Origin of the sequence: Pseudomonas asiatica, assembly GCF_009932335.1 — a bacterium.
Lineage (GTDB): Bacteria > Pseudomonadota > Gammaproteobacteria > Pseudomonadales > Pseudomonadaceae > Aquipseudomonas > Aquipseudomonas asiatica.
Map to the genome: position 1 here is coordinate 672,247 of NZ_BLJF01000002.1, position 14,029 is coordinate 686,275.

General features: G+C 54.7%; 12 protein-coding genes. 11 read left to right on the forward strand and 1 reads right to left on the reverse strand.

What is annotated here, in order from left to right:
* Positions 1–386 precede the first annotated feature (386 nt).
* Entirely contained in the window at positions 387–1,037 is a 651-nt protein-coding gene (locus tag GYA95_RS22505) for a HEPN domain-containing protein (protein WP_003150793.1), read from the reverse strand.
* Positions 1,038–1,800: 763 nt separating this feature from the next.
* On the opposite strand from GYA95_RS22505, the gene GYA95_RS22510 reads away from it, so the two are divergent.
* From GYA95_RS22510 to GYA95_RS22560, 11 genes are all read left to right on the forward strand, one after another.
* Positions 1,801–2,010 (forward strand): hypothetical protein, encoded by a 210-nt coding sequence (locus GYA95_RS22510; RefSeq protein ID WP_003150792.1) that lies wholly within the window; start codon positions 1,801–1,803, stop codon positions 2,008–2,010.
* Between the two features lie 110 nt (positions 2,011–2,120).
* On the forward strand, positions 2,121–3,251 hold the full coding sequence (locus GYA95_RS22515; RefSeq protein WP_058162733.1) for a YcjF family protein: 1,131 nt from the start codon (positions 2,121–2,123) through the stop codon (positions 3,249–3,251).
* Between the two features lie 99 nt (positions 3,252–3,350).
* The gene (locus GYA95_RS22520) at positions 3,351–4,481 is read left to right on the forward strand and encodes a GTPase (protein ID WP_003150790.1); all 1,131 of its coding nucleotides are present in this window, start codon (positions 3,351–3,353) and stop codon (positions 4,479–4,481) included.
* Between the two features lie 435 nt (positions 4,482–4,916).
* On the forward strand, positions 4,917–5,729 hold the full coding sequence (locus GYA95_RS22525) for a GTPase (RefSeq protein WP_003150789.1): 813 nt from the start codon (positions 4,917–4,919) through the stop codon (positions 5,727–5,729).
* Positions 5,730–5,732: 3 nt separating this feature from the next.
* Positions 5,733–6,146, forward strand: coding sequence for a hypothetical protein (locus GYA95_RS22530; RefSeq protein WP_126593930.1), 414 nt, complete (start codon positions 5,733–5,735; stop codon positions 6,144–6,146).
* A gap of 98 nt (positions 6,147–6,244) precedes the next feature.
* Complete coding sequence (locus tag GYA95_RS22535) at positions 6,245–7,954, forward strand: GTPase domain-containing protein (protein WP_058162732.1); 1,710 nt, start codon at positions 6,245–6,247, stop codon at positions 7,952–7,954.
* Entirely contained in the window at positions 7,951–9,492 is a 1,542-nt protein-coding gene (locus GYA95_RS22540; protein WP_161551497.1) for a GTPase, read from the forward strand. The genes GYA95_RS22535 and GYA95_RS22540 overlap by 4 nt, the downstream gene beginning before the upstream one ends.
* A 99-nt stretch (positions 9,493–9,591) precedes the next feature.
* The gene (locus GYA95_RS22545) at positions 9,592–10,311 is read left to right on the forward strand and encodes a hypothetical protein (protein ID WP_003150785.1); all 720 of its coding nucleotides are present in this window, start codon (positions 9,592–9,594) and stop codon (positions 10,309–10,311) included.
* 76 nt (positions 10,312–10,387) lie between these two features.
* The gene (locus GYA95_RS22550; RefSeq protein ID WP_003150784.1) at positions 10,388–10,948 is read left to right on the forward strand and encodes a dTMP kinase; all 561 of its coding nucleotides are present in this window, start codon (positions 10,388–10,390) and stop codon (positions 10,946–10,948) included.
* On the forward strand, positions 10,945–11,934 hold the full coding sequence (locus tag GYA95_RS22555) for a radical SAM protein (RefSeq protein ID WP_003150783.1): 990 nt from the start codon (positions 10,945–10,947) through the stop codon (positions 11,932–11,934). Before GYA95_RS22550 ends, GYA95_RS22555 begins: the two co-directional genes overlap by 4 nt.
* Positions 11,921–12,433 carry a hypothetical protein gene (locus GYA95_RS22560; protein WP_003150781.1) on the forward strand — a complete coding sequence of 171 codons (513 nt, stop codon included), beginning with the start codon at positions 11,921–11,923 and terminating at the stop codon, positions 12,431–12,433. Before GYA95_RS22555 ends, GYA95_RS22560 begins: the two co-directional genes overlap by 14 nt.
* The last annotated feature ends 1,596 nt before the right edge of the window (positions 12,434–14,029 follow it).

Sequence of the window (14,029 nt, forward strand, 5' to 3'; positions counted from 1 at the left end):
GACGCGTTCCGTTGTAGGAGCGGCCTTGTGTCGCGAAAGGGCTGCAAAGCAGCCCCTGATTTCAGCGGCGTTGCAAATATTGTTGGGGCTGCTCCTGAAGGGCGTGTGCATGATCAGAAAAAACAAAACCCCTTGAGGCGTTGGCCTCAAGGGGTTCGTGGGTACTGCGGTCTGGCGCTTAGACGTTAAACCAAAAGTCATGGCGTACAATGCTTTATTTTTATGGGTTTATTGAAGGTCATGCTTTTTTATACCCGGTTTTGTACCCGTATTTTATTTGGCCAGTGGCAGTGATTGTGAAACGCGTTTGTGAAGCAGTATCCACGCCCGGGGAGTGATGCTGGTGCTGTTGTGGGGCGTAGGTGTCGTTATGAGCAAAAAGGGTGCTACGCCTCGATCACCGGGTAGCAGGCGTCGCCCCATAGTGTTTCTGGGTTGTCCAGCATCAGCAGGATGATCACCGGCACGAGCTTACTCAGTAGGTTGGAGCAGTCGCGCACCTGGTCACGGTTCACGCTGCTGTTCCAGGTCGCCCCTCCGTGCATCATTTGGTTGCGCAGCGTATAGATTCGGTTGAACACAACGCCGAGCACAGCCGCGGTATTGCGGCTGGCCAACGCCTGTTGCGCTACCCGACGGCCGTTCGCAAAACGTTCGGTCCACTGTTGTTCGCTGATCTTGCCGTTTTGGTTGTCCCAGAAACTCTGGAACACGTAGGGGTTGTCCAGCAACACGCGAATGCTGCCCGAGAATTCGGACCACACCAGGTTCTCGATCAGGTTGCCAGTGTCGAGTGAGCAGAGTTTGTCCAGGAAGGTTTTGAAGGTGGACTGCTCGGAAAGACGGTACTGCTCATCGATGTCGGTGGCATAGGCCGAGTTGAAGGCAATCCACAGGAAGATGAAGCGCCCGTCGACATCGTCTGCCTGCTCGGCGCGGTTCAGCCAGCTCAAGGCGCGATGAACCCGCAAGGTGAGGTTGGGGTGATGACCTTCACGTTCCTGGCGGTGACGGGTCTTGAGTACTTGGTAGTCCATGGGGGGGCGATCCTCGGTGTCCTTGGCTGTCTGTAAATCAACAGTATATGTCTATAAAGTTTACGTATTGCTTCGGTGGCGTTGCGCAGAACGTGAAAAGCTTCTGCCTTGCGCATTGGAACCCGCTCCAATTGTTTACCTGTATGCACAGACAACGTGGACGCAGCGTGGCATTTTGCCTAGGGTATGGCCATTAGATATTGCCTGCAAGGCAGCCTGCATGACGCATGAAAGGCGCTCAGGCAATTGCGCAATCAGAGCAACTGATAGGTGCTGTCGCAGGTGCCACTGATGATCAGTCCATTAGCGGAGTGAGCGGTGATTTAAATCGCTTTGAAACGCTGAAGCCTTCCGCTCCAAAGAGATCGAGCCATGAAGAATCTATTCGCAATTTTTGGCGTTATCGTCGTTGCCAAGATGGGCTACGAGTTTGTCCGTGAGTACATGGCGATGAAAGAAGAGCTTGAGAAGCGGGCCGCCGAGTCGGCGTGACTGTTCGCCCACGTCGTTTTTCAGCTACCCAAGGGTACTTGCTCCTATGCCTATACCGCCTCGCCCGTCCACTTTCAGTTGCCCCAAATGCCACTGGCATGCCACGACGTTACCGGCCAGTGACGCGCTGTGCGAGGGGCGTGACTGGTTCTCGACCTGCCCTGCATGCCGGAACACCAACCTGGAGGTCAGGGCCGCCACGCAGTTGGAGATATTCAAGGCCAAACTGTTTCGACCGTTCAGTTGACGCCCTTCATTTCGGAGGTTCGCGGTGAGTGACGAGCAAGAACGAGGTGACCCGGATGCCATTCCCGCAGAGCCGGTTGCAGATGAAGACGCGCCGGAATACAGCGACGAGTTTGCCGCGATGATCCTGGCGCAAGAAGACAGCGACTTCGAAGAAATTGTTGCCGATGACCTGTTGGCATTGCTTGACCAGATGCTCGAAGAGGCCTGGAGTTTGGGGCATAGTCGGCAGTGATTGTCGAAGGAAAGCAGCCCCCGCAAGTGAAGGCTAAAGATTAATCCATCCAAACCGATAGCCTTTAATGCGCGACATTTCGCATACAGGCGCAGTGACGGAGAAAAACAATGGCAAGTATGGAAACGCGATTCGAAGAGCAGTTCGACAATGAGATGGCCCAGGTTAAACGACCGAACCTCATGATCGTCGGTGGTACCGGGGTAGGTAAAAGCAGCCTGATCAACCACATCTTCGGCAAGACTATCGCCCAGGTTGGCACCGGAAAGCCGATCACCCGTGGTTGTCACCGCTACGAAGACCCCAAAGTGCCGTTGGTTATCTTCGATACCGAGGGCTACGAGGTAACTGAAGGCAAAGCTTCGGCGGGCAACTTTCGGGAAAAAATCATCCCGGAAATCAAACAGCGGAAACACCAGGCGCTGAATGAGCAGATCCACCTCATTTGGTACTGCCTGTCCGTCGCCAATCACCGCATCACGGATTTTGACGTGGACAACCTGCGCTTGCTCACTGGCGAACTGGATATTCCGGTGGCCGTGGTCCTTACCCAGTGCGATGCCGAGCCAATCGACGAGCAGGGTAACGGTGAGACCTCCCAGGCGTTTCGCAAAGTCCTGCGCGAAAACGGTGTGAACTGCGAGGTGTTCGAGACCTGTGCCAACAATCCCACCCTTGACCCAGAGCTGAAACTGGACCTTGAAAAGCTGATCACTTGGTCGAGTACATCGCTCAAGGATGATGCACTACGTCAGTCGTTTGTGGCTGCGCAGATTGCCTCGCTACCGGCCAAGCGTAGCGAAGCCATGAACATCATCATGACCTACAGCGCCACTACCGCTGCCAGTGCCGGGCTCAATCCGGTGCCGATGTCGGATGCGCTACTCATCGTGCCGCAGCAGATCGCCATGGCTGCCTCACTGGCCAAGCTCTATGGCTTCGATTCGATGGGTGAAATCGCCGTCAGTATGCTAAAGGGGCAGATCCTGAGCTTGATTGGGCGCCAGCTGGCGGCCAGCCTGACCAAGTTCATCCCGGTGTTTGGGCAGGTCATAAACGCTGGTGTGGCGGGGGTAATCACCGGCGGACTGGGGTTGGCCCTGGTCGAGGTGTATGAACGCGCCATCGACGGTTACCTGAAAACTGGCAAGTCGCCGGATTGGACAAAGCTGCTTTCCAGCGAGCTCTTCATGCAGGCTTTCAATGCCGGTATGTCAAAGTGGAAGGCCAACAAGGCCTGATACTTACTGGTGAACGCCGAAGGGTTTGGTGAGAGGCATCTCGTTACGCTTTCTCACCGCCTTTCCTTAGATGACAGCTGTTCAAGGTTTTGAAACGCCATGGATCAATTCGCGATCAACCTCATCGTGTTGGGCAAAAGCGGTGTAGGGAAAAGCAGCTTTTGCAACTATCTGTTCGACCAGCCCGGCCTGTTTGAAACCGGAAGTGGCAAGCCCGTTACCACCTGGGAAAAGAATTTCCAGTCCCACACGTTTGCCCACATGGGGCACCTCCTGAACGTGTTCGACAGCGTTGGGCTAGAGGCCGACAACTATGGGCGTTGGCTTGAGCAGTTCGACCGTTTCATGCAGCAACGGCGCGAACGTCCCATGGAGCCGGAAACCTGGATACATGGTGCTTTCTATGTCATCAACGCCAGCTCGGCACGTCTGGAACCGGTTGATCTCAACCTGATCAAGCGTATTGGCCAGGATGCACGCATTCCCCTGCAAGTCATCCTGACCAATGCCGATGTGGCGGGTGATAAAGTCGCAGCCTTGACGCGGGAAATTCACAAGCTGTGCCCGGGTGTATCGGTGACACCGCTGTGTTCGGTGTCGGTACGCAAGCGCGGCGGCCAGTCGACGCAGGCCTTTGGCCGGGAAGAAGTGCTTTCACTGTACCTGGAGCAATCTCACGCCTTCCTGAGCAAGCGTCTGGCAGCAATGAGCTGCTTGAACTTCAAACGTGTGCTCATGGAAATGCGCAACACTGTGGTCAGCAAGATTGAAAAGGCGGATCTGAGCCTGTTCAAAATCGCTGACCTCGATTTGGACAGAGAAATCGAGCTCCCCGACTTTGATGAAGTGTTTTCCGATTTACGAAGCTTCGATGACTACCTCTCGTCCTTTGGCTTCGTGGGTGACTGGGAGACCAGCGATGAGCTGGAAAGCGCAGTCACTCGAGTATTCGACGACTTCCAGAGCGAGATGGAAGGGCGTTTCAAAGAGATCGAAGACGGGTTTGAATCAGACAGTCTGATGCGCAAGGTGGGGGCACTGTTTGAGGCGGCAAAAATTATACTGACCCTGAAAGCGACCTTGATCGGCTGGCTCGATGAAGGCTTTGATCGGGTCAATCTCGAGCTCGACCGCTTGTTCGACAAGTATGCCGAGCAAGACAACTTCTTTGCCAGCTGCCTGGTTCCGTCTGGTCTGGTCGTCAAGTCGAAGCTGTTTGGTATTTTCTAATCCACGCGCTGGGTGCGATGTGTAAATTTATTGGTCATATAAGTTGGAGTGACAGGATCGGTCGCCGGGAAAGTCTGCTTAAACCCGGCGCCTGAAGCACTGATCCCTACTAAAAGTTGACCTGTATATCTGCACACCCGTGGAACCTTTGCGCACGCTCGCTTACTGTTCGCTCACCCGCAGTGGCAAGTTGCTATTGTCCTGTGGGTTGAGGAGTAAGCATGCCGAAAGGAGCACAGCCCTGCGCGTATCACTGCCCCATGTGCGCAAACACGCTTGATCGAGCGTAGACCGCCGACAACCTTGGAGCGTGCTTGATCAGGCTGTTTCCTGCACGCCGACGTTAGATGTGCAAGTCCGACAATGCAGCGTTGGGCGAGTACCTTGGTACGGCCAGTGTTGGCATAATGACATCATTCAGGGAGAGGAGTGGATATGGGTTTCGAAGCAATCAACGCGGTGCTGCCCGATCAGACTGATCAGATCAACCGTTTGCAATACCTATTGGCCGAAGCGCGACTGCCGGTGGTGTCCGTGATCGGCAAGTACAACCATGGCAAGAGCTCCTTGCTCAACGCATTGGTCGAGTGCGAGCAATTTGCTGTGTCCGATGCCCGGGAAACGACGGCGCTAAGCGACTTCGAGTATCAGGGCGTGCGGTGGTTGGACACCCCCGGACTGGATGCCGACGTTGCCCGCAACGATGATCAAGCGGCGATGACTGGCGCTTGGCAGCAATCGGATATCCGCCTGTTTGTGCACTGTGTGCGAGAGGGCGAACTCGACCAGAGCGAATGCGACATGATCGATACCTTGCAGCAGGACGCGCTCAAGAGTGGGCGTCAGACCTTGATTGTACTGACCCAGATCGAGCAGGTCGAAGAGCAGACCTTGGCGAATGTTCAGGCGCTGATGAAGCAGCAAGCACCGAAGTTGCCAATCATTCCGGTGTCTGCCCATCGTTATCGTCAAGGCCTGGAGAGCGCAAGCGCGCTGAAAATCAAAAAAAGCGGCATCAACGAGCTGCGCCAGGCTGTGCAATCAGCACTGGCTTATGTCGAGCAAACGCGTAAGGACGAAGTGCTGGCGCTGGGGGAAAGCCTGGAAGGCCTGATCGATCAGGGGCTGACCAACTTGCAGGCGCGACTTTTACATCAGCAGGCCAAACGGCAAGCGCTGCTGGCAAATTTTGTCACCGAGTACCAAAACCTGCACAGCAAGCTCCATAAACAACTCAATAAGGCCTGAGCCATGCTTCCTTTTATCTTGTTAGCCGGTGCAGCCGTCGCGGCAGTCGCAGCGGCGGTATCCAGCAGTTCGGACTCCTCGTCGTCATCGTCTTCTTCGGGGTCTTCTCGCGACTACGAGCGAGAAGCTGCTGAGAAGGCACGCAACGCCAAACTTCAAGCCAACAAAGAAGCGGCCGAGCGCCAACTGAAGGCCTTCCTCCAGGGGCATGGCATTGAAGTTGATACGAAGCAGCTTCAAGGGCTGGTTCAGACAATGGTCAGCCAACCGACAAAATTTCCCACTGAGTCGCTGAAAAAAGCGTTCTTGCGTAATGCACCCGTACGCGAGATTGATGGAGAAATCAAAGTACTGGAGCGGCATATCGCCGAGAGGAACGAAGCCAAGACGTTTCTCAATAGCCTGCCAATAGGCTGATTGCTCGATTGCCACCGGTTTGAAGCGGGGCAGTAGTCACACTGTTTTTGACGATGAGTTCGCTGCCTGGGGCAGCCTGAACCAGCACAGGATCGTGTATGCAGGAAAAAGCATTTATCGAGGCGCTCAAAGGGTTCGAGTATTTGACCCAGCGGGTGGAAGCCGACGAAAGCAAACTGAAGCATTGGCAATCTCATCTGACCCGCGCGTTGAGCGCCCAGCCCTCGCTGGGCAAGTTGAACCGTGACGGTCACCTGGCGCGCCAGGCCGAAGGTGTACGCGAAGTTGTGCGGTTGTGCATCGAGGACTGGGGACGCACCTGGGCGCGTAATCAGCCTTCGGCACAGCTTGCCGAAACGTTTGGCGACAAAGCCGTGATCCTGGTGTTTGGCAAGGTCAATGCCGGTAAGAGTTCGTTCTGCAACTTTGTCGCCGAACGCTTCGCTGCCAATGGAGAGGCGGTGCAGTACTTTCATCTGGCCGACAACGCGATCGTCGAGCGCGATGAGCCCTTTGCCGAAGGTGAGACAGAAACCACCTCGCAGATCCAGGGCATCCGCCTGGGGCAAAAGCTGATTCTCATCGACACACCCGGATTGCTTTCGGTGACAGGTGTGAATGGTGAACTGACCAAGCGTTACACCGACAGCGCCGATGCGGTGCTGTGGTTGAGCAGTTCCACTGCGCCAGGTCAGGTGCAGGAGTTGGCTGAGCTGGAGGGGGAACTCAAGCGCAATAAACCCCTGCTGCCGATCATCACCAAAAGTGACTTTTACAACGAGGATGAGGTTCCCGGGCAGGACACGCTAATCAAGGTGCTGTGCAACAAGACGACGGCCAATCGTTCACTGCAGGAAGGCGATGTGTGGAAACGTGCTGCACAACAGCTGCGCGCGTCTGACCTCGATGAGGCGCTGCTTAAACCTGTGGTGTCTGTGTCGGTCCGGTATGCCCGTAAGAACGCAGAGCAGGACGATTGCCTGCAGGCGGCTGGTTTTGAGCGGTTGTTCGCTCAGTTGCAGGTGATTGCCCAGGAGGCCCGCGTTTACAAGGAAAGCAAAGCCACGCAGCTCATGGTTAGCCACCTTGAGAACAACGTGCTGAGCAGTTTGCGCAGTACCGTGCTGCCCAGGCTGGACGAACTGCGAGACGCCACTCGCAAGGCGGTTCAGGGCCTCAAGGTACGTAGCGATCAGATCGCTTCGGCGGTGCTTGCCGATGTGCTGCTCAAACTCGCTGACCTGCTGGAAACGCACAAGTCCACGCAAGATGTTCAAGCGCTGACCAAGGATGTCAATGCGCTGTGCCAGAGCACCATCGAGCATTACCTGACGCGTGAGTTGAAAGACTACGTCAGCGAGCTCAAAGGTGTGCTGGTCGACATGTCCAGTGATGACGTCGGCAGTTTCGAAGACCTGGGTGTTGATGTCGAGTTGGTTACCGGGCGAGGTAAGCAAGCGGCGGCGACAGCCACTGGCACGGCGATCGGTACCGCAATCGGCACTGCGTTCGGCGGGCCGATTGGTGCAATCGCTGGCGGGCTTCTGGGTGGGCTGCTCGGTGGCGCTGCCGGTAACTACATGGTCGAAACGCAGATGGTCCGGCAAGTGGTCGGGGTCAGCTATGCACGCTTGCATGGCAAGCTCGAAGCCGACTTGCGCGCGCGTTTGCCCAAGGCCGTTGGCGCTGCGGTAGATACCTGCATCGAGTCGATCGACCTGGTGGACGTCGAGGCCATGCGCCTGTTCGACATCATTGCGAGCAGTGAGCAGGATCTGAAATGTTTGAAGGAGAGCGTTGCCCGATGAACCCCTTTGAGCAGTACAAAACGCTGATTGCCAGTTCCTGTAGCATCGCTTCGCGCTACCTGCCGGATGCGCCTGCGCGTATCGATCAGCTGATCGAACAGATTGACGAGCGCAAAGTGCACGTCATGTTGTTCGGTGCCTACAACGCTGGCAAAAGCACGCTGATCAATGCCTTGCTGGGTGAAGAGCGTGCGGTGGTGGGTGATATTCCCACCACCGACACCGTGCATCACTTCGATTGGGACGGGCATGTGTTGCTCGACACACCGGGGATCAACGCGCCGATTGAGCATGACGAAATCAGCACTGAGCAACTGAAGCGCGCCAACTTGATTCTGTTCGTTCTGCGCCAGGAAGATCAGGATGCGCAGAACATCGTTGAACGTATTTTCACGCTGCTCTCCCAGCGCCGTCAGTTGTTCATCGTGCTCAATTATGAAGACAGCGACCCTGCTGTCATCGAGCGGATTCAGGCCAGCTTCTCGCGCACCTTGCTCAACTATGCGCGAACCCATGCTCTGGATGAGGCATGGGTCGAACAGTTGCCGGTGATTCTGATGAACGTCAGGTCGGCCAGTCGCGGACGCCTTGAGGGCAAAGCGAAGCTGCTTGAGCATTCGGGTTACGACGTCTTCATCGCTCGGTTCAAACAGTGGCTGCAGCGCTTTGATGGCGAAGAGCAGTTGCTTGAGCAAACCTGCACGATGATTGAGCGGGCACTGCTCACGCCGGTCTCCGTTCAACTTGAACGCGAAATGCCCCCGGCACAGCAATTGGGCGCGATCGATGCACAGTTGGAGCACATGGCACGTCAGCAGCAACAGCTGAAAAACAGCGCCAGGCATCTGGTGCGTCGCGAGATTCTGGCAGCACGGCTGACGATCGAGCGTGCCCTTGATCAGAGTGGTGACTCTGCTTCGCTGACGCGAGCGCTGGAAGTTCTGGCCCAGGGCATTGCCGAGAAGCTGCAGCAATGGCTCGAAAGCGAACTGCAGATGATGCGCAAAGCGCAGATCGACGACTTGCTGCTCGATGCCGGGGTAGATCCCAAGCTCTACGCTAATGCCGAAGAAAGCGAGCTGCTGGACAAGTTGTCCGGGCCAGTATTCGCCCAGCTCAAAGGTATCAACCAGGATCACCTGACTTCGCTGCTTGTTCTGGGGCGCAAGCTGAAGATTCCACTGTTGAAAGGCCGTTGGCTGTCGACATTGCAAAAGTGGGCGGGACGCGCGGCGCCTGTGGTGCAGCTGGTGTTTGCGGTTGCAGAAATTTTTCTGGCGGCGCGCAGCGAAGAAAAAGAGAACGAGCGCAATCATAGCCGTGCCCTCCAGCGTATCCAATGGATCGAAGAGACCGGTGCCGAGTTGGAAAATGCCCTGGTTCAGAGTGCCGGCGAGTTGATTGACCAGCTCTTCATTGATCAGAGAAAACCGTATGAGCAGAGCCTAGTGGCCCTGCAAAGCGCTGCCAGCCAGCTTGAGAAAGACTGCAGTGACTGGCGCGAGTTGACACGTACCTTGCGGGCGGTGGAGTTCTGAATGCGGGCGGCGGGTGCATAGTGCCGCCAGCCCCTGTGTTTTTTGGTGCGGCCGCGTGTACTGGGCGGCTGTAGTGCCTCGGCAAAGGAATGATGCTGTATGAATCAAATGTTCGTAAGCCCATGGTTGTCGGTCTCGCCCAACGGCCCGGTGACCTGTGCGCATCCTCACGCGCACGACTACGTCCACCTGCGCCAAGGGGAAATGGACGGCGCCTGTGGTCCTTATTGTGTCGTGATGATCTTGATTGCACTGGGTGTCATGTCCCGAGACCAGGCGCGATCACTCGACAGTTTCGATGGTCGCACGCGCCTTGGCCGCTTTCGCGAAAACTTGATGGCCTTTGGTGCCTTGGTTACAGAAGGTACCGACGACTTTGATGTGAGCTGGCTGGTGGATGTGTTCAAGCATGCGGGTGTCGTGACCACAGTGCTTGATGTCGCCCCACGACGTAAAACAACCATTCGCAACATTGCAGATGCTGTCGATAACCGAAAAATCCCGATCGTGGGTGTCGAATGGGACTGCGGGCAAGCGGGGCATTGGCTGCTGGTTATCGGCTATCAGGGGTATAAGGCGAATGATGACGATGAGTTGCAGATCACTCATTTGCTGTGCCTGGACCCCACCAGTGATGCGCCGCGGGTATCACTTTGGAATGCCGTGATCGAAGTATTCACCGAAGAGGGCGAGGCGGTTAACGAAGGTCGTTATTACTGTCGGCATTGGGGGGTGAATGACGCGCCGACGGCCTGTCGAATTGACCAGAGTGTTGTGGTCGGTCTCGATAAAAAGGCTGAATCCAATTACTTCTACTGAAAGAGCAGGCAGTGGCCGGTCTTGAGGGCCGGCCCTGACGCTTTCCAGTTGCTAGACAAGGCAGTCAATAATCCACATGAAGCACCTCTTCGTTACCATCGAAGGCATCGACGGCGCCGGTAAATCAACCGTTGTACGCATGCTCGCAAATCGCCTTGGCGCCGTGTGCATCAAAACACCAGACGAGCGATTTTCAACTGAGCGCCAGCGTATTGAGCGCCAGGGAAGCACGGAAGAAAAATACGCTTTCTATCTGCACTCGCTGGAAGCACAACAGGTTGAAATTAACGCATTGCTGGAGAGAGGGCCGGTTATTTGTGATCGGTATATTCACTCCACCATCGCTTACCAGTGGCCTGAGGCAAAGCCGCTACCTGTCGATATCGCTGAATGCTTTCCCTCGCTGGCCCGGCCCGATCACTCAATTTTGCTGACAGTGAGCAGCGAAGTTTCCCGTGAGCGCATTGCTCGGCGAGAGCATCAAACCGGCGTTGTTTCCCCTACCGACCATAACCTCACCTTGTTGGACAAAGCCCGTCGACGCTTTCTTGCCATGCAGGACCTTGTCCAGGTCGATACCAGCGACAGAACGCCAGAACAGGTGTGCGATCTCATTTTGTCAGGGCTTGTGCTATGAACCGGCTTAGCCTTGCACGGATTATCAGCGTCGCGCAGTGGTGGAAGGAAAACGCCGGGCTGATGCAAGTGGAGGTGGCGGCACTTGAGCCACTGCTCTGGCGTGAAGGTAACGTGCGTGTTGGCCATGTGGTAGCAAAGCTGAAAGCGATGGGCTTTCGTGTGTCGATGACCAGCAACGGCAGCTTGCTTGCACGGCAGGCGCAAGAGCTCAAAGAGGCGGGTCTGGACCTTTTGCGGTTGAGCTGGCACTCCATGTCGCCAGATATCTATCGCAGGGTAACGGGAGGCGGAAACCTTGAGAAGCTGATCGAGGGCATCCGGGCCGGGATTGATTGTTCCTTACCGATGTCACTGAACAGGGTGTTGATGAGGGGGCATACCACGGACCTCCCCGATCAGCTGGCATTTATTGACCAACACCAGTTGAGACTGAAATTACTGGACCTGTACTGGACAGAAGAGTCAGCGGCTGAGTACGACCGGTACTACATTACTCCGGAGGAAGCGCTTGAGGAGTCAGTAGCGTCAGGCTATTTGAAACTGATTCAGGATGATGGCCAGCAACGCGGCCGTTCCAGGGTCAGGTACCTGACACCCCGCCAAGGACTGGTCGAATACAAGCTGAAATCGACTGCCAGAAAAAGCAACGATGTGTGCGATTTGTGCACAAAAAAATCGAACTGCCTTGAGGGCTATGGGGACTACTTCAGGGTGTTCCCGGAAGGGAAGTCGTCGTTGTGCTATTTGCGCCAGGACCTGGCGTATAGCACTTATGAAAATGACACATTTGTCATCGCTGAACAGCAACCGTGGGCCCAGGAGTTGCGAAGCAGTATTTCATCTACCCCGCTGCGCCTGGTGCTCGAAGGCCGCTGCAACTTCAACTGTGGATTTCCTGACACTGTTTCATCGTGGTGCCTGAAGCAAGGAAAGGGTTATCAGTTTCCCGATCGTAGTGGAGTGATTTTGCGTGAGTATCAATAAGGAAAAACTAGCGGCTTTCCAGGGCATCAAGCAAAAACTGCTGGGTATGCTTAACGCCGCGCAGGAGTCCGTGCGTGATTCGCAAAACGAAGCGAATTCGCACATAGGCGCCATGCAAAGTCGCTACGATACCTTCAAGGAAGAAGCTCAGTACCTGGCTACTGCTCAGAAGATTCGCGTCATCAAGCTGGAGGGCAGTATCAAGGAGTGTGAGCGGTTGATGGAGCGGTTGTCCGTCGACACGCTGACGTACAGGAAGATCGAGCCGGGTGCATTGGCTGTCATTGGTGATGAGGGTAAGCCAAGCTTGGAAAAGTATTTTCTCATCGTGCCCGATTGCGCTGGAGAATGGGTTTCAATTGGTGGTAGGCAGGTGCTCAGCGTTACACCGGATGCACCGGTCATCAAACCGTTCATTGGTCTTGAGGAGGGGGAGTATCCGGAAGATTTCGATGGCGAGGGCTCTTTGGGTAGTGCCTATGTTAAGGGGGTTTGTTAGGAGGACTCCGTCAGGTCACTCAGATGTCAGCAATGAGTGGTGTTGTCGCTAAGCGAGCTCAGTTCGCCGGTAATCTGAATAGGCGGTTCAAGCTATTGATTTTAAAAAAATATCAGTTGACTTTTTTGTTGGAATGCCATTTGGAATGCCGATAGGATTTGCTTGGAACCTTGGGCGTCCTGATGTGGTGCTATTTGTTGCAGCTGATCGAAAACTGACCCAGGTGGCACGAGCTGATCGACCCGCAGTACAACGGCCTTTGACCTCATTTCTTTGGCGAATTTACCTTGTTTTGATGGCGATTTGCCATGGTTACCGGACTTGCCCGGAAGGAGGGAAATGTTGGGGAGGGAGCCTTAGCGAGGTTGTTGCATGCACTTCGGGCTGAAGGGGGGGCAGACTGGGTAGGGTAAGTCGAGCGCCGGGCTTAATCTGAACAGATAGTGTATACGGAGCGCATCGGCTGCTATTTCCTTACTATCGCAAGCCGAACGAGTGCATGACAGCAACGACATTGAGTCGAGCACCCGAACGCATGGGTAAGGGCCGCATCGGCTTTTCAGCCCATGGCATTCGCGCCAGCGCCTAGACCATGCTCAACTAGATGGAATCTGGCTCGGACGTGATCGAGCGTGAATCGGCGCATGCCGAGAGAAGAAAAATCCGAACAAGTTATAATCAGGCTGGATATCTCGCCGAGTTTCGTCAGATGATGCAGTCTTAGGCTTACATGGCCGACGCTATGGTCATGAATGATAAAGCGTGATTGATGTCTTTGTTTTTGGTTGTATAAGGATGTCCTTGGGTGTTGATCACTCAATTTCTAGCAGGAAGTTGGCTTTCGCCCGACTGTAATGAGCTAGTCATGCGATTAGTATGAACTTTCTTAACGCTTACGAACATATGCGATGGGTCAGTCGTCACCCTGAAGGCACCCACCTTGCGAGGCATAAAGAATTTGTATTTTCTATTAGCTGCTAGCTGCTAGCTGCTAGCTGCTAGCTGCTACCTGCTACCTGGTACCTGCTACCTGCTACCTGGGAATGTTTCTGCCGGTCCAAACGGCCAGGTGTTGGGGCTATCTTGGCTGAAATGGCCAATCAATGAAGAGCAGGCTCGGAAAACTTTGATCGAGGTTTGGCTTTTAATTGTTTTCTTGTCGTCTATATGAAGATGGTCTTTGAAAATTTTGAAATTACTAAAAACGGATCTAACTAGTGCTGCTAAACTGGCGGAGCTTCCTCCAAGGCTACCTAAAGTGATAGCGCAGCATCTCCCGTAACAGACTTGATGGAGTGCTTCTGAAAAACTTGGTTATGGCAGAGGTGCTTTCCAAGTATGGGTGTGATTTGGTACCAGTGGCCAGGCTAGGAAAGTCCGTCAGAAGGTGCTGGATGACACGCTAAAGTTTTGTCTTAGTGATTCTCCAAGTCGTATCTTCAGACGTATGAAACCTCGGTCTAGTAAGTAAAGGCTATCTAAGATTGCTGGTGTAATTGCATTGTTATGCCGAAATTAAAATTCATCACCAGTTAGCTATCAAGCGGAAATAAAATACTGAGCGCAGGACGCGGTCTATCTTCCGATGATTTTTCG